The organism is Endozoicomonas sp. NE40 (assembly GCF_040549045.1).
GTDB lineage: Bacteria > Pseudomonadota > Gammaproteobacteria > Pseudomonadales > Endozoicomonadaceae > Endozoicomonas_A > Endozoicomonas_A lisbonensis.
Genome location: NZ_JBEWTB010000002.1, coordinates 292,964 through 309,352 on the forward strand (window position 1 = coordinate 292,964; position 16,389 = coordinate 309,352).

12 protein-coding genes are annotated in these 16,389 nt (G+C 49.6%); 9 read left to right on the forward strand and 3 right to left on the reverse strand.

Annotated features, from left to right (window positions below; translation table 11 throughout):
* Positions 1-47: 47 nt before the first annotated feature.
* The 7 genes from V5J35_RS02360 (at position 48) to V5J35_RS02390 (ending at position 9,299) form a co-directional block, all read left to right on the forward strand.
* The gene (locus V5J35_RS02360) at positions 48-482 is read left to right on the forward strand and encodes a hypothetical protein (protein WP_354009726.1); all 435 of its coding nucleotides are present in this window, start codon (positions 48-50) and stop codon (positions 480-482) included.
* A gap of 231 nt (positions 483-713) precedes the next feature.
* A complete protein-coding gene (locus V5J35_RS02365; protein ID WP_354009727.1) occupies positions 714-2,015 on the forward strand; it encodes a homoserine dehydrogenase in 1,302 nt (433 codons plus the stop codon).
* Positions 2,016-2,061: 46 nt separating this feature from the next.
* A complete protein-coding gene (gene thrC, locus V5J35_RS02370; protein ID WP_354009728.1) occupies positions 2,062-3,483 on the forward strand; it encodes a threonine synthase in 1,422 nt (473 codons plus the stop codon).
* 143 nt (positions 3,484-3,626) lie between these two features.
* On the forward strand, positions 3,627-5,153 hold the full coding sequence (locus V5J35_RS02375; protein ID WP_354009729.1) for a hypothetical protein: 1,527 nt from the start codon (positions 3,627-3,629) through the stop codon (positions 5,151-5,153).
* A 94-nt stretch (positions 5,154-5,247) separates the two neighbouring features.
* Positions 5,248-6,966: a single-stranded-DNA-specific exonuclease RecJ gene (gene recJ / locus V5J35_RS02380; RefSeq protein ID WP_354009730.1), complete on the forward strand. Its 1,719-nt coding sequence runs from the start codon at positions 5,248-5,250 to the stop codon at positions 6,964-6,966.
* A gap of 109 nt (positions 6,967-7,075) precedes the next feature.
* Positions 7,076-7,693, forward strand: a complete 618-nt coding sequence (locus V5J35_RS02385) for a paraquat-inducible protein A (RefSeq protein WP_354009731.1) — start codon at positions 7,076-7,078, stop codon at positions 7,691-7,693.
* Positions 7,694-7,802: 109 nt separating this feature from the next.
* Complete coding sequence (locus V5J35_RS02390) at positions 7,803-9,299, forward strand: hypothetical protein (RefSeq protein WP_354009732.1); 1,497 nt, start codon at positions 7,803-7,805, stop codon at positions 9,297-9,299.
* Between the two features lie 70 nt (positions 9,300-9,369).
* Here the strand turns inward: V5J35_RS02390 and V5J35_RS02395 are convergent, their stop codons facing one another.
* Positions 9,370-9,762, reverse strand: coding sequence for a DUF2721 domain-containing protein (locus V5J35_RS02395; RefSeq protein ID WP_354009733.1), 393 nt, complete (start codon positions 9,760-9,762; stop codon positions 9,370-9,372).
* A gap of 86 nt (positions 9,763-9,848) precedes the next feature.
* Positions 9,849-10,970 carry a DNA polymerase IV gene (gene dinB, locus V5J35_RS02400; protein WP_354009734.1) on the reverse strand — a complete coding sequence of 374 codons (1,122 nt, stop codon included), beginning with the start codon at positions 10,968-10,970 and terminating at the stop codon, positions 9,849-9,851.
* A gap of 386 nt (positions 10,971-11,356) precedes the next feature.
* Between dinB and V5J35_RS02405 the strand changes: the two genes are divergently transcribed.
* Positions 11,357-12,001 carry a lysophospholipid acyltransferase family protein gene (locus tag V5J35_RS02405; RefSeq protein WP_354009735.1) on the forward strand — a complete coding sequence of 215 codons (645 nt, stop codon included), beginning with the start codon at positions 11,357-11,359 and terminating at the stop codon, positions 11,999-12,001.
* Between the two features lie 96 nt (positions 12,002-12,097).
* Positions 12,098-12,820: a response regulator transcription factor gene (locus V5J35_RS02410; RefSeq protein ID WP_354009736.1), complete on the forward strand. Its 723-nt coding sequence runs from the start codon at positions 12,098-12,100 to the stop codon at positions 12,818-12,820.
* Here V5J35_RS02410 and V5J35_RS02415 read toward each other — a convergent pair.
* Positions 12,802-16,281, reverse strand: coding sequence for a PAS domain-containing hybrid sensor histidine kinase/response regulator (locus V5J35_RS02415; protein WP_354016252.1), 3,480 nt, complete (start codon positions 16,279-16,281; stop codon positions 12,802-12,804). The genes V5J35_RS02410 and V5J35_RS02415 overlap by 19 nt on opposite strands.
* Positions 16,282-16,389: the final 108 nt, after the last annotated feature.

The window sequence follows — 16,389 nt, forward strand, 5'->3', positions numbered from 1 at the left end:
GAACTATATTCAGATTAAGAGCTTTTTAGTCAATCCGGCCTTGCATCATGAAGCTTCACTCAAAAGTTAAAGTTCTAAATAAATACAAAAGCCCCCGGGAACTCGAAGATGATTTGCCCAACATAATTAATACGGTAAAAGGAATGGGCTATAGGAAAGAGGATGTAAAGATACTTGAAATTAATTTAAAAATGAATTTCCCATTGCATATCCGCAGACAACTTCAAGAGCTGTTTGTTGATAATTTCACCAAAAAAATACCTGTCCGGGCAGCTCACTATATCAGTCGTGACCAGTTCAGTCCCGATCCCAGTCTGTTGAGCAGGCTGGCTATACGTATTGTTACATTGAGCCACCCTATCGCTGTTATCGTTGCATCGAATACACTGATTTTTTTATTTAACAAACAGTTTGTATGGGGACACCAGATCACTAAAACCTCTTTTTTGGACAAAAGTGTCATTAATGTTGATTTAATGTAGCCATGCTGCGCCACTACCAGACATGAGGTAGCGACAAAGCTCGCATCAGCCCCGTATTTATAGCTATAATCAGCCCCTGTTATACAAACCTGAATAATACAACTCTGCCCGGGAAGTCAGCACTGTATCAATCCAGACTCTACAGCAATAACACTCTTTCAGGCTTCCTGCAGAAGTTCACAACAACGAATAAACCATTAACAATAAGCTTTAATAAGAGGGTGAAACACCTTGAAACCGGTTAAGGTAGGAATATGCGGTCTGGGCACCGTCGGCAGCGGTACCTTCAATGTATTAACCCGTAACTCTGAAAGTATTACTGCCCGAACTGGCAGACCGATTATTATTGAACAGGTAGGGACCCGTCGCGGCAACCCAACCTGCGACACCAGCCGTACATCTGTCACCACGGACATCTTTGATGTTGCGCGCAATCCGGACATTGATATCGTTGTTGAGCTGATTGGCGGTTACGACGTAGCCAAAGACCTGATCTTGACAGCCATCAGCAACGGCAAACACGTTGTGACCGCAAATAAGGCTCTGATTGCCGAACACGGCAATGAGATTTTCCACGCCGCCCGGGAAAATAATGTCATTGTCGCTTATGAAGCCGCTGTGGCCGGGGGAATTCCAGTTATCAAAACCCTGCGTGAAGGTCTGTCAGCCAATGATGTCAACTGGCTGGCCGGAATCATCAACGGTACCGGTAACTTTATCCTGACCGAAATGGGCGACAAAAACCGTCCGTTCGAAGAGGTACTGAAAGAAGCCCAGGAGCTGGGTTACGCCGAAGCTGACCCAACCTTTGACGTGGAAGGCATTGATGCCTGTCATAAACTAACCATTATGGCTTCCATCGCTTTCGGTATGCCACTGCAGTTTAACAAAGCATTTACCGAAGGCATCAGCCAGGTAACACCAGGCGATATCCAGTACGCTGAAGAACTGGGTTACCGAATCAAGCATCTGGGCATTTCCAGAAAAACAACGAAAGGCGTTGAGCTTCGGGTACATCCGGCACTGATCCCTGCTGATCGTCCGATGGCCAATATCAATGGCGTACTCAATTCCGTTGTGATCAATGCAGATGCCATTGGTGAAACCATGCTGGTAGGCCCCGGAGCAGGCGCAGAGCCTACCGCCTCTTCCGTTGTGGCTGATATCATCGACATTGCCCGCAACCTGGAAACACCTCAGTCCATGCCCTTCCCTCTCGGCTACAGTTCGGATGCCATGCAACCAGTGGAAGTGCTGTCTGTTGATGAAATCGAGTGCGCCTACTACCTGCGTATTCATGTAAACGACCACCCCGGTGTGATCACGGCACTGAGTTCTGTGCTGGGCGAAAACAATATCAATATTTCTGCAATGACCCAGAAAGCCGGCCGTGAACACGACATGCATGCCGATGTGGTGATTCTCACTGAAACCGTCAGGGAGTCTGTTATGAAGCAGGCTCTGACAAAGATTGAAGCCCTGCAAGATGTACAGTCTCCGGTTGCCCATATTCGTGTCGAAGCGCTTTCCTGAGCCATGACCTGAACGATGGGCGTGATAACGGATCACAGAGGACAACATGAAATATATTACAACCCGATCCAGCACCAGCGAGATGAAGGGTGAGGCAAAAGGATTTCAGGACGTACTGCTAACAGGTCTTGCCAGCGATGGCGGGCTTTATGTACCCGCTGAACTGCCGCAGTTCTCAAAAGAAGACATTCGTCAACTAAGGGGGCTGCCTTATAACGAGCTGGCATATACGATCATCAAGCCTTTTGTTGGTGGCGAAATTGATGACGCCACGCTGAAACAGCTGATTGACGACAGTTACAGCACAACAGATACCTTCAGCCATAATGCGGTTGCCCCTCTGCACCAGATTGGCAGCAACGAATGGATTATGGAGCTGTTTCACGGCCCAACACTGGCGTTCAAGGATTTTGCCCTGCAACTGCTTGGCCGGCTACTGAACCATGTACTGACAGAGCGTGGCGAAAAAGCCATTGTACTGGGAGCCACCTCTGGCGACACCGGTTCGGCAGCCATTGAAGGCTGCCGCCATAGCGATGCACTGGATATTTTTATCCTGCACCCTTATCAGAGGGTTTCAGAAGTCCAGCGTCGCCAGATGACCAGCGTACTGGCTGACAACGTCAATAACATTGCTGTCAAAGGTAATTTTGATGACTGTCAGGCAATGGTGAAACAATCCTTTGCCAACCAGTCATTCCTGCCAGACAATACACGACTGGTAGCCGTTAACTCCATTAACTGGGCGCGCATCATGGCGCAGGTGGTGTATTACTTCTATGCCGCACTGCTGCTGGGCGCTCCGGATCGTGAAATCGCCTTCTCAGTTCCTACCGGCAACTTTGGCGATATCTTTGCCGGTTACATTGCCCGGGGTATGGGTCTTCCGATTGGCAAGCTGGTCGTCGCCACCAATCAAAACGACATTCTGCACCGCTTCTTCAAAGATAACGATTACCGTAAGCAGCAACTGGAACACACCCTGTCGCCGAGTATGGATATCATGGTGTCCAGCAACTTTGAACGTCTGCTGTTTGATATGCTGGGGCGGGATGGAAACCGGCTGGCACAGTTGATGGAAACCTTCCAGGCTACCGGTAAGCTGCAGGCACCTGAAGCAGACTGGCTGGAAATCAAAGCACTGTTTGAAAGCTGTCGTACTGACGACACTGGCACCTGTTCAACCATTGCACAGCTGCACAGGGAAACCGGCTATCTTGCCGACCCGCACACCGCCACCGGTGTTCGGGCATTGCAGGAGCTTAACCTTGCCCCCCGTACGCCAAAGGTAGTTCTGGCGACAGCCCATCCGGTAAAATTCCCGGAAGCTGTGGAAAAGGCAGGTCTGCAATCACCTTCCCTGCCTCCCCACATGAGCGACCTGTTGCAACGCGAAGAGCGCTATAGCGTGCTTGAGAATGACCTGCCAGAGCTGCAGGCTTTTATCAGGCAGCAAACCCGCCATTAAACCGGGAATTCAGCAGGATCTGTCAAAGACCCTGCTGAATTCCTCTCCCCCTCAAGCAAAGACATAACCTCCTGCCCATCCTGACTCAGCTTGCGACCTCCCTGCCGATATGTTCTGTAATAATTTTGTTCAGGACAGTCATCATGCCAGAATCCGCACAGGCTTCTTTTCGTTTAAATCTCAGCGAACGCATTCAGATATTTGCCAAAGCAAAAAACTGGAATAATTTCAAAGCTATTTTTTCAGGCCGCAAAGTCACCACCTCTGACCCGGTCATTCATCTGCTGAAGCAAAAATCCACAGCGTCTTCTAACTCTGCAAAAAGCCCTGACAAAGCATTACTGGATCGCAAAGCCAAACATTTTAACAATGGCCTGAACAAAGCCCTGCCTTCTAACGATAAATCAGTCTGGAAAGCTGAACACCCGGGTGTTCATCCAGGTGGAGATCCCGGCTCAGCCGAAAAAAAATGGGCCTTACAGCTAGTCCTGCAAGGCAAACACACCCAACTGGATGCCATGCTGAGCAAAATAGATGAAACCACTGATGAGGGCGAATCACAGTACCTTGAATTGCGTAATCACCTGCTCAGCTGTGGCGCGATGTATGACTGGGTTGGTGCTGATGGAAAGAAACACAAAGGTGCAGAAGTGCAGTTCAGACACCACTCTAAACGTTTTGATGGACCTGAAACCCGGAAACTCAAAGAGCTTGCGGAAACGAAAAAAAGCGATCTGCAACAGCAACTGGAGAGTCAGTTCAGTGACAGAGAAGACTTCGAAGCCCTGCGCAACGACCTCTTTAATGAAGGCTATTTCTCCCAACCCCGCGTTCGCAACCAGATAAAATCGTTTTCAATGCGGTTTGATAACGAGTCCGTCATTTCAGCCAAACAACGACTTCTGAATAACGATATTGACGGTTTTAAAGATTATGTGGCGAAAAGGTTCACAACCCCGGAAGCTATTGCCGGACTGAAAGAAAACCTTGAAAATAATGGGTTTCTTTTTACAGAAGCCATGACTCCGGCAACCCAAAAAATAGATATCGACCAGGCCAAACCTGTGACCCACTTTCTGGACACTCTCCATAATCAGAAGGCTTCCCAGACACTCAACAGTGAAAAACAAAACATACTACAGGATAATTCAGAACAAGCCATCAGGGACTGGATTGCTGAGAATATTCCTACCCGGGACGCCATGGAGCAATTAGCGGGTGAAGCAAGCACGTCAAAGACATACTCTATCACTGCAAAGCAGCTTATTGACTCAGCTTACACAAAGGTGTTCGAAGACGATCTTCTTACGCCCCTGCTGAACGCAGCCCAGTCATTTGGCAACAGTAAGCTTGCGGAAAAGAGTCGCGAACGGTATACCAATCTTCTGAAGGTTGCCGGGAAATCACCCAATAGATCCAAACCGTTAGAAGCATTGGAAAAGCAACTGGCAGAAGATTCCGAAGAACTACAGGATCTCAGGCAACAATTCAGCGATGGACTGTGGCAACCCGATGAGGACGGGCAGTTAACTGTCCTGATTGTCCCCCCCAGCGTTAGAGAAGTAGAGCAACTCATTAAGTCGTTGCAGGAAAATAAAAACCTTGACCCTTTGGCAAAAGGTGTTGCAACACGATGGCTGAAAGTGATTAGCAAACCGTATGATAGCTGACTCTAGAGAACGACTAATTAGCGAATAGAACTATTGAGTATCGGGCAGTGATTCCGCATTATTAAGCAGATCACTGTCCTGCTTTCTGGCTACCATGCAAAAACAGATTATCCGTCGAGACGTCACTGAATTATTGTCTTCCTCTCTCCCTCCTCTGCTGGCGCGTATTTACGCCGCCCGGGGGATCACCTGTGAAGACGAAATAGCGCGCCAGCTAAAGGGGTTGCACCATTACACCCATCTGAAAGATATTGATGTCGCAGCCCGCATCCTTGCCGATGCCATTGTCGAGCAGAAGAAAATCCTGATTGTTGGTGATTTTGACTGCGATGGTGCCACTAGCAGCGCCCTCGGTGTACTGGCTATTCGCGCCATGGGCGGACAGGTGGATTACCTGGTACCCAACCGTTTTGAATACGGCTATGGCTTAACCCCAGAAATTGTCACAGCCGCAGAATGCTTTCAGCCAAAGGTTCTGGTAACCGTCGATAACGGCATTTCCAGCCTTTCAGGTGTTGCAGCTGCCAGGGAAAGGGGCTGGCAGGTCGTTGTCACCGATCACCACCTGGCAGGGCGAGAGCTGCCTGACGCAGACGCTATTGTGAACCCAAACCAACCCGGCTGCCCGTTCCCGGGCAAAAACACGGCAGGTGTCGGCATTATCTTTTATGTCATGTGCGCCCTGCGTACCGAGCTGAACCAGCGCGGCTGGTTTGATCATCATCCTGCCTTCAACCCTTTTGACCTGCTGGATCTGGTGGCGCTCGGCACTGTTGCTGACGTTGTCAGCCTGGATAAAAACAACCGCATCCTTGCCCATCAGGGACTGGCAAGAATTCGAGCCGGTCATTGTCGTCCCGGTATCAAAGCGTTGATCGACGTATCCGGTCGCAGCCAGCCCAGACTGGTCGCCAGCGATCTTGGCTTTGCCCTGGGACCAAGGCTCAATGCGGCTGGCCGACTGGACGATATGTCCACCGGCATCGAACTGCTGCTCACTCCACATATAGAGCAGGCCAGAGAGATTGCCTCTGAGCTGGACAGCCTGAACCGGGACAGAAAGGATATTGAGGCCGGAATGCAGCAGGAAGCACTGGCCGAACTGGCCAAACTCAACCTGGACAGTGATACAGAACTGCCCTGGGGAGTCAGCCTGTATCAGCAGGGCTGGCATCAGGGCGTTATTGGTATTCTGGCTTCACGGATCAAAGATAAACTGCACCGCCCGGTCATTGCCTTTGCTGCGGCAGATAATGGTGAACTGAAAGGTTCTGCCCGCTCTGTCAAAGGGCTGCACATGCGTGACGCCCTTGATGCCATCGCCAGAGAACATCCGGACTTAATTATAAAATTTGGCGGCCACGCCATGGCTGCAGGATTAAGCATTAAGCAGGATGGATTTACAGCCTTCTCAGAGTGTTTTGACAAAATCGTTCGGGAACAGCTGGATGCCGACGACCTGGAGGCGGAAATCCACACCGATGGAACACTGGAAAGCCATGACTTCACCCTGCAGACCGCACAGATGCTCAGAGATGCCGGCCCCTGGGGGCAAAGCTTTCCCGAACCCTGTTTTGATGGCCGTTTTCAGCTGATACAACAGCGACTGGTGGGGCAGAAACACCTGAAGATGGTATTAAAAATTCCGGACAGTGAATTCTATCTGGACGGCATCGCCTTCAATATCGACCCCCAGCTCTGGCCGAACCCTGCCATCAACCGTATCCGTGCCGTCTACAAACTGGATATCAACGAATTCCGTGGACAGCAATCCCTGCAATTACTGGTTGATTATTTTGAACCAGTAGCCTGAGCCCTTTAGCCCGAAAAAGCTGTTTTTCCGGAACCGCCAGCGTTTGCATAACCTGCTTTTTACTCTACCCTGATGAAATCAGGACACAAGTTAACCGCTGGCTATAACAATGACGACAACAACAAACCGAACAAAAAAACTGGCACCACTGATTATTCTGCTGCTCTCCCTTGCCCTGCTTATACCGGGCATTACTCAGCCATTAATCACCCTGCAGGCATCACTCAGCCACCAGGCCCTGGTGGAAACAGGTAAGACTCTGGTTGAACAGCAGGACATGCACCCTGCCATGAAATCCATGGCCAGCCAGTTTCTGGGTAGCCTGAGAGTCAGCGGTGACAGCCTGGTTTACGACAAGACCCGCAGCATCCTGGGAACCGCTGAAGACCTCTGGCAATTTGGCTATCGCTTTGTTGCTATTCTGATTCTGGTGTTCAGCGTCGTGATTCCAGCCATTAAGTCTGTTCTGCTGATGGCCGTCTGTTTTTCACAATCATCTGCCACCCTGCTCAAAATCAACGCCATGCTAAGCAAATGGTCCATGGCGGATGTCTTTGCCATGGGAGTGATTATTGCCCTGCTGGCAGCCAATGCCGCCTCGTCGGAAAGTGCTGCGATTAACTTCAATGCACAGTTACACAACGGCTTCTACTGGTTTGTTGCCTACTGCCTTTTATCCAGTGCTGGATCTCAGGTTCTGGTCAGAAACAGTTCTGAGATAAACTGACCATGGCTGTGTAAATTCCAATGCAATCGACTCCATGAACTAGACTTCTCTTCGTGTCATCAAACGATGACGTTTACTTCTACAAAGTCCAGTTCAAGGAGTCCAGTTTATGCACACTCCTAAAGTGCTGTCTGTATTTGCAGCGTTTTTTGTTTTCATACTCAATACGGCGTATGGAGGGTCTCTTTCAGGCAGGGTCGAAGACGATATTGTTTTTAGTTTAATTGTCACAAATGACGGCAATATAAAAGTGATATCCGAATATACACCTCCAAATGTCAGCAATTCAGAACCGCCAGCTCCTTCACCCGACTCCCGCTCAGAAGAAGAGCAACCCGCAACAGAGGAAGAACCTGGAAATGAAGAAAAAGAAGTTCCCGATACAGAAAAAGAGGCTTCAGATCAGGTAGTTAATGCTCCTCAGGAAGGAGAAGAGCCTTCCGAAGGCTCTTCTGATGAGATAACTACAGAAGCTCAGAAAGAAGAATTGCTTGCAAATGAAGCGACAGATCAGACTGGCGCAGAGCCTCAGGGGACGCCCAGTGTTATCAATGACATCGACCAGGTCTTATTAAGCTTTTACGGCAACCTGGAGAATCTGACACTCAGGCCAGTGCCTGATGCTGATGGCTGGTTCTCAGTCGTTGATGAGGAAAACCCATCAAGCAACCCTGTGTATCTTTCCATCGCTGATTCTCAGGGAGACCAGAACGGCTCCGATAGCGAGAATTCTGGTGAGTCGTTTTTCAGTCGAGTCAGCAGCTTTTTACGGGAAGACAACCACTCTGAAAATAACAACGCGGCTGCCCAAGCTCTTGCAACCGTACTATTGACTCCTGCAATAATCCAACAAGTTCAAAACATGATGGCTCAGGCAGCGGTTCAATCGTACAGCCTGCGCCGGACTCGAATCGGCACCACCATTCATAGTTGCTTAGGGAGATGCTTTAACAGTTATTCTGGTTTGGCGGTCACAACTGTAGAGGTAAGGGTGCCAAGACCCGGCCAGGGGTATACGCACAGCCATGAAGCATTCTCACATTCCGTTTCAGAATCCGGCGATGGTACCCAAATCGTTTACAGCTCCAGCCAGGGAACAGGGAATTATAATACGATGAACGTCACCATTGTCATTCCATACTCTTACGATGCACATGCTCTTGGTGTAACAACCGCTTACTGTAGCGATGGCAAGGAATGTGCTAGCAAGAAGAAGGACAAAGAGGATGACGATGGAAACCCGGATGGGAAAGCACCTGGTGAAGGGCTCCTGCGTCGTACATATAATTATGCCTCAACTTTACTCAGCAGAATGGCAGGAAAAGGTAATAAATCAAACCAACAAGAAACTTCATCCAATACAGGAAAGGAAAAGCAAAGCTCTATGCATCCAGTCAACTCTGTCCTCGATCTACATAATTCCCTTACCGGCAATCACTACGACACCAGTTATCCAAACACGGAAGAATTGACACTATTAACGTTAAAACACGAAATCAAAGCTAATAATTTGCTTAATAAGGCCGCGAGAGCCCATTCTGCTGTCGGTTTAAATTCAGGTTTAAACCCTGCCAATCAGGCAAAGCCCGGGATCATGGGCTTTTAAGAGAAACGTCATCCCATTATTACAACACCTGATCACTAAACCTTGATTGATCAGGTGTTGTGCAAATCATTTAATGGTCCATCTGCTGAACCTGCAGCTCCAGCGCATCAATCGATATTTTGATTTCCATCAGGCAGATCACCAGAGAAACCAGCAGAAAAAGCAGGCTCAGTCCGAAAATAATAAACCCCCACTGAAACAGGTTTAAATGCAGCAAAAACATCACCAGCACACAACTGATAAAACTCATGATTCCGGCTCCCTGCATGTGTTTAATCAGCTTCATTCGCCGCCGCAGGTTTTCCAGCTGTCCCCTGATCACATGACTGTCCGGATTATTCTGGTCTTCTTCGTGTAACGTTCGGATCAGAGAGGCAAGTGCCAGAAACTTGTTGGTATAAGAGAGAAACAGCAGAGAAATTGCCGGGAACAACAAAGCTGGCGTGGTAAGGGTCAACTGCATAAAACAACCAGTAAGGCCAAATAAAAAAACTATTATTTCGATAAATACTTAACTGTCAAATCATTTCAAACAGCTTTTCATACTTATCAAAGCCCTGGCCTCTTCCGCTTAAAGAGCTCCAGCTGCAAAAATCGCTCTGGCGCACGCAGATCAATCAGCCGCACCCCCAGACCCAGCAACCGGACCGGCTTATTACCCCGTTCCCATGCCCTGATCATCAGGGTTTTGAAATGCTCTTCAGCATCCTGGTCATCCCGGTCTGGAATCTCTTCCAGTGTCGTCTGACTGAAGTCTGAAAATTTAACTTTTACAAAACGCTTCTGCACAGCGTATTCAGAGTTGATTCCGGAAAACCGTTGCGCCAGATCATCCAGCAGAGGCTTTACCTTCGCGACAATATCAGCCTCGCCGAGAAGATCAGTGTCGTAGGTATGTTCAACCGAAAGGGATTTACGCCGCCGCCCGGTTTCCACCGGACGTTCATCCACCCCGCGAGCCATTTCCCAGAGACGCTCACCAAAAGTGCCAAACCAGCGACACAGTTCCAGGGGAGAATACTGTCGTAACTGACCACAGGTAAAAATACCTTTGTTGTGCATTTTTTCAGCGGTTACTTTACCAACGCCATGTATCCGTTCAACCGGAAGCTCAAAAACAAAGTTCTCAATATCTGTGGGCGGGATAACAAATAAACCATTTGGCTTATTCCAGTCGCTGGCAATTTTGGCAAGAAACTTATTGGGTGCAGCGCCTACTGAAACGGTTATACCCACCTCTTCCCTGACCGCCCGCATAATGTCCTGTGCCATAAGTGTGGCACTGCCTTTGCATAACTCAACGCCCGTAACATCAAGGTATGCTTCATCAAGCGACAGAGGTTCGATAAGAGAGGTATAACGCTGAAAGATGTCGTGCATCTTCTTCGAGGCTTCTTTATAAATATCAAATCGTGGAGGAATAATTTTTAATTCAGGACATAACCTGATGGCCTGAAACGACGCCATGGCAGAACGGACTCCCGCCTCTCTGGCCGCATAACTGCAGGTGGCGATCACTCCACGTCGTTCTGGCCTGCCTCCAACGGCAAAAGCCTTTCCTTTTAACGAAATATCTTCACGCTCTTCCACCGAGCAATAAAATGCATCTGCATCTACGTGCAGAATTTTACGATTTTCTCCGGGTAATGAAGTAGAAAGCTGATCAGACATAACAGGTCAGTTACACAACAGGTTCATTACATCTATGTTACTGATTCATTGGCTTAATACGCAAGAAAAACTGTTTTTTTATACAGTACAAAAAACCTGCTCAGACAAATATGGAACAAAAGTACTCATTTTTGGCAATAGCCACTTCCCCGTATTCCCATGTTATCCAGAAAGGCGTTGAATGCGCTCCACTGACTTCATTGCCGGGCCAGAAGACCAACATTCATCCAAAGTCCGATGATGACTCAGGCAGGTTCCTTTACCGAGCCATTCCTCATAAGTGTGCTGAGCCAGTGTACTTATGAGGAATGCCTCATAAACCTTGTTGTTTAAACAACATTGCTATTTCAACAACGTTTTCCAACGAGAGAATCACGGCACTGCAAATGCGCTTTACGATTTTCAATACACCGGTTATTCGCCCGTTATTTGTCCTGATTGCCAGACTGGGACTGTTTTTGTCCGGCTGGAAAGTGGAAGGTAAAAAGCCCAAGGCGCCAAGGTTTATCCTTGTTGCTGCACCACATACCAGCAACTGGGATTTTTTCTATGGTATTGCCATTGGCCTGTGTACTGGCGTTCACTGTTACTGGATGGGCAAATCCAGCCTGTTCTGGGGACCTTTTGGACCCATCATGCGCTGGCTTGGCGGCATTGCCGTCGACCGCACAAAACCGAAAAGCATGGTAGAGCAGACGGTTTGTGCCTTCAAAGGCAACAAACAGCTCCGTCTGGTTATCTGCCCGGAAGGCACCCGTGCCAGAGGGGATCGCTGGCGCACCGGTTTTTATCATGTGGCTAAAAACGCTAATATTCCCATTGTTCTGGGATATCTGGACTTCAAGCGCAAAGTAGGTGGCTTTGGTCCAATAGTGAAACCGACCGACAACATGGAAAAAGACCTGTGTGAAATTCAGGCCTTCTATGAGGGAATTACCGGCAAGTTTCCGGAGCGCTTCAGCCCGGTACAATCCCAAAGCTGCTGCACCCAGTACGCAGACACACCAGCAAAAGCTGTGATCGCAAAATAATTCTATTGCCGTTTCGTAACTGCAGATTATGAAAACGGCATTTTCATAGCAAACTAGCGCTTTACACTCCCCTGACAAGATGGCAATCTCAATGGTATGGAACACACCATAATAATTGCTGACGACCACCCCCTCTTCCGGGCTGCACTGCAGGCAGCGTTACGGCAGGGGCTGATAAATCCCGAGATACACGAGGCGGGCTCGATAGCGGCGCTACAGTCAGTGCTGGGACAGGTTCCCAGCCCTGACCTGATCCTGCTTGATCTGCACATGCCCGGCGCTCATGGTTTGTCTGGCCTTATCTTTCTTCGGGGACACTACCCCGAGGTACCGGTTGCCATCGTTTCAGCCTCCGACGACCAGCAGGTCATCCAGCGCGCCATGCAGCACGGTGCTCACGGTTTCATTCCAAAATCCTCACCACTGGATACCCTGAAAGAAGCGATCGGCAGAATACTGGATGGCGAAGTCTGGCTACCCGGCAATATGGCAGGTATCGCCACGCAGCAGGAAACACCGGATATCGAACAAAAGCTTGCTTCCCTGACTCCGCAGCAGTTCCGGGTACTGGGCATGATCAGTGAAGGTCTGCTGAACAAGCAGATCGCCTACGATCTGGAAGTGTCAGAAGCCACGATCAAGGCTCACGTTACCGCTATTTTCAAAAAGCTGGGGGTTCGTAACCGCACCCAGGCGGTTATTGCCATGAAAGAGCTGGAAATTGATCAACCCGGTAGCAATTCACCCAGCGAGTCACCTGGCGAGTCACCCAGCAATTCACCCAACGAGCCAGATAACAATCAGGCTCCGGATATTTGAGCGACAGATGTCAACAATGCCCTGAGAGCTGCCGGTTTAACCGGTTTGCTGAGAAAACGAATTCCCAGCTCCAGACATTGTTCACGCAGATTCTGGCGGGTAGTCGCCGTGATCAATACCGCCGGAATATCATGTTCGCTGAGTTCCCGAAGCTGCCGGATCAGTTCTATACCGTTGCAACACTCTTCCAACTGATAATCCATCAGCAACACATCAGGAATCTGTCGTTCAATAAGTCGAACGGCCTGATCACGCCCATCAGCACACTCAACCGTACAGCCCCATCGCTGTAACAGACTGGACATTCCCACAAGGATGTCTTCTTCATTATCAACACAGAGAACCTTCAGGTGACTCAGGGAGCTGGCTGGCAGCATGACCCGATGCTGTTGCACAATCCTGCGCTCGACCGTATCCAGGCAAACCGAAAAAACCGTTCCTTTCCCGGACAAAGAACGTAACCGCAGTTGGTGCCCCAGTACATCGGCAATGCCTTTAGCAATGGAAAGACCCAACCCCAGCCCTTTGCCATCCTGACGCAGTCGTTCAAACTCACTGAAAATCAGTTCCTGTTTATCTTCCGGAATGCCAGGACCATTATCCCGAACCTCTATTCGCAACTGTCGGCTACTGGTACGACGTACGACCAGCATGACTCTGCCAGGGCTACCATTAGAGCTACCATCAGAGCCGCTGTAACGAAATGCATTGGTGAGAAAGTTCTGCAACAGCCTGCGCAAAAGATTTGGATCGCTGCGTACCCAGGCGACTGTCGACACCAGTCTGAAATCCAGCCCTTCCTGCTCAGCCAGTAAATCAAATTCAGACTTCAATGGCCCCAGAACCTCTGACAGACAAAACTCACGAATACTGGCCCGTAACTTCCCGGCCTCAAGCCTCGACATATCCAGAATATCTTTCAACAGCCGCTCGGCGGATTCCAGAGAACTGTTTAAATGAGCGGTCAGGGCATGGGCTTCATCCGGCAGCTGAGACGATTCCAGCGATGCCGCAAACAGGCGCGCCGCATTCATTGGCTGCATCAGGTCATGGCTGACCGCCGCAAAAAAACGCGACCGGGAACGGTTAGCCGCTTCGGCCTGAGCCCTGGCCTGCTCCAGCGCCCGGTTAAGCTCAGACAGCTCCATCGTACGTTCCTGAACCCGCTGTTCAAGACTTTCATTCACGTCTTTAAGAGCTTGCTCAACCTGTCTGAATTCGGTGATATCGGTGAAACTCATAACAAAACCACCGCCCGGCATCGGGTTGCCGCGAATCTCAATCACCTTGCCATCAGGATGCCTGCGTTCGGACTTATGCGCACAACCTTGCTGCATAAAACCTACGCGTTTCAGCACATGCTCTTCTGCCGAACCGGGGCCACACAGCCCTCGCCGGGCATTATGGAAAATAATCTCCTCAACCGGACGACCCACCGTAATCAATGATTCCGGATACTTAAACAGTTCGACGTAACGACGGTTCCATGCCACCAGTTGCAGGTTTTTATCGACAACGCTTACCCCCTGTTCCAGATTTTCAATAGCGCCCTGCAACAGCTCACGGTTAAACTGCAGCACTTCTGATGCCTCATCAACAATCGCCTCAACATCCTCAAGGCGCATCTGTCCACCAGCCAGTGACGCTTTCATGACCACCTTGGCAGAAGTTGCCCCCATAACACCTGCCAGCAGACGTTCAGAGGCCAGCAGCACTTCCCTGTCCACCAGGGCGGTTCCGGATACGCCGTTGAGCTGCCTTTCCATCAGCGCTTCAACCTTACCGGCATCCACGAAACGTACCAGCAACGCCTGTAACTCCTCTTTCGTGACTCTGGCATTGCGATAAGATTCCGTATCACCCTCTGACACATTCATAAACTGATGCGCCTGACGCAGCTCCACACCGGAAGGCCGGAAACAAAAACAACCGGCAATATACAGCAGGCTGTTAACAACAAAAGCGATCAGAGTTCCACTGAAAGGGCGGGAGGTGGCTTCAAAACCAAACAGCGACTGAGGCTTTAACGCAGACAAACCGAACAGGCCATCCTGCATGATTGAAACAGGCAGCCAGCCACTCTGAACAAACAATGGCACAACCAGCGTAAAGAGCCATACCGAAGCGCCTCCCAGCAACCCCAGATAGACCGCTTTGTGGTTACTGTCACGGATATACAACCCACCCAGAACAGCAGGCAACAACTGAATAGCGGCCCCAAGTGACAGCTGCCCCAGCCCCGCCAGCCCCGGTATGCCAGTACTGCTCTCCATAAGCCGGTAGAGCATGTACGTCAGCAGCAGAAGTGCAATGATGACTGTGCGACGAACATTCAGCAGCAAACCACTGAAACGATAAAAGTTGCGCTCATCATTCCGGGAGCTGCGCAAAATAATTGGCATTAGTATTTCATTGGACACCATGGTGGACAGTGAAAGGGTTGCGACAATCACCATGCTGATGGCTGCCGACACACCTCCCATATAAACCAGAACCGACATAACTTCTGAACCAAGAGCCTGAGGCAGAAGAATGACGTAGCTGTCGGCCGATACCGTGTTCCCAAGTACCTGTTGACCGGCATAAGTCAGTGGCAGTATCAGGACACTGATCAGCACCAGATACAGGGGGAACAACCAGCGGGAACGATGAAAATCTTTAATATCCGAATTCTCTACAACAATCGTGTGGAACTCTCTGGGTAGGCAGATTACGGAAGCCATCATGATAAAAGTGGGAAAAATCAGGACATCAAACCAGTTGCCGGGCGGCTGCATCCAGTCACGGGTATCCGGTAGCTGAAACGACGATTCTCCCGCGCCAAATACCTTCCAGCAAACCCAGCCCCCCACCACCAGAAACGCCGTCAGCTTCAGAACAGACTCGAAAGCAATAGCCGTCATAACACCCTGCTGATGCTCGGTTGTGTCTATCCGCCGGGTGCCAAAGATAATGACAAACACTGCCAGCAGTGCTGTAACCACCAGCACCAGATCCTGAAAGTTAATACCGCCCTCTCCCCGAAAAGACAACAGATCAAACCCCATGACAATGGCTTTCAGTTGCAGGGCAATATAAGGCAGAGACCCCAGCACCAGAATAAAGGTCACCAGTGCGGCAAGCCCCCGGGACTTACCGTGGCGGGAAGCAATGAAATCAGCAATAGAGGTAATATTGGCTTTTTTACTGACCAGAATAAGCTTGTTCAGCACTTTCCAGAACAGTGTGAACATCAGCATCGGTCCCAGAAAGACCGGTACAAACGACCATGGTTCAGTACTGGCCTGCCCCACTGTGCCAAAAAAAGACCACGAAGAACAATAAACCGCCAGCGACAAGCCATAAATATAAGATCGCCATTGTGTTTTTTTTCTGAGGTCAATGCGATCCCCGTACCAGGCCACTCCAAACAAGCCTGCCACATACAACATAGCAATCAGTGCCAGTAACCAACCCGTCATATCAGTAATTTTTCAGTTCATGTTTTTTACAGGCAGTTATACACGGGTCTTCGACTAAAGTCTCATGGTGATATGACCTTTGACTGCTAATTTTCTGTCTCGTAACCG

Coding starts and splice junctions, on each gene's coding strand:
- V5J35_RS02360 (WP_354009726.1), top strand. CDS start 48: ATGAAGCTTCACTCAAAAGTTAAAGTTCTAAATAAATACAAAAGCCCC.
- thrC (WP_354009728.1), top strand. CDS start 2,062: ATGAAATATATTACAACCCGATCCAGCACCAGCGAGATGAAGGGTGAG.
- V5J35_RS02375 (WP_354009729.1), top strand. CDS start 3,627: ATGCCAGAATCCGCACAGGCTTCTTTTCGTTTAAATCTCAGCGAACGC.
- recJ (WP_354009730.1), top strand. CDS start 5,248: ATGCAAAAACAGATTATCCGTCGAGACGTCACTGAATTATTGTCTTCC.
- V5J35_RS02385 (WP_354009731.1), top strand. CDS start 7,076: ATGACGACAACAACAAACCGAACAAAAAAACTGGCACCACTGATTATT.
- V5J35_RS02390 (WP_354009732.1), top strand. CDS start 7,803: ATGCACACTCCTAAAGTGCTGTCTGTATTTGCAGCGTTTTTTGTTTTC.
- V5J35_RS02395 (WP_354009733.1), bottom strand. CDS start 9,762: ATGCAGTTGACCCTTACCACGCCAGCTTTGTTGTTCCCGGCAATTTCT.
- dinB (WP_354009734.1), bottom strand. CDS start 10,970: ATGTCTGATCAGCTTTCTACTTCATTACCCGGAGAAAATCGTAAAATT.
- V5J35_RS02405 (WP_354009735.1), top strand. CDS start 11,357: ATGCGCTTTACGATTTTCAATACACCGGTTATTCGCCCGTTATTTGTC.
- V5J35_RS02410 (WP_354009736.1), top strand. CDS start 12,098: ATGGAACACACCATAATAATTGCTGACGACCACCCCCTCTTCCGGGCT.
- V5J35_RS02415 (WP_354016252.1), bottom strand. CDS start 16,281: ATGACGGGTTGGTTACTGGCACTGATTGCTATGTTGTATGTGGCAGGC.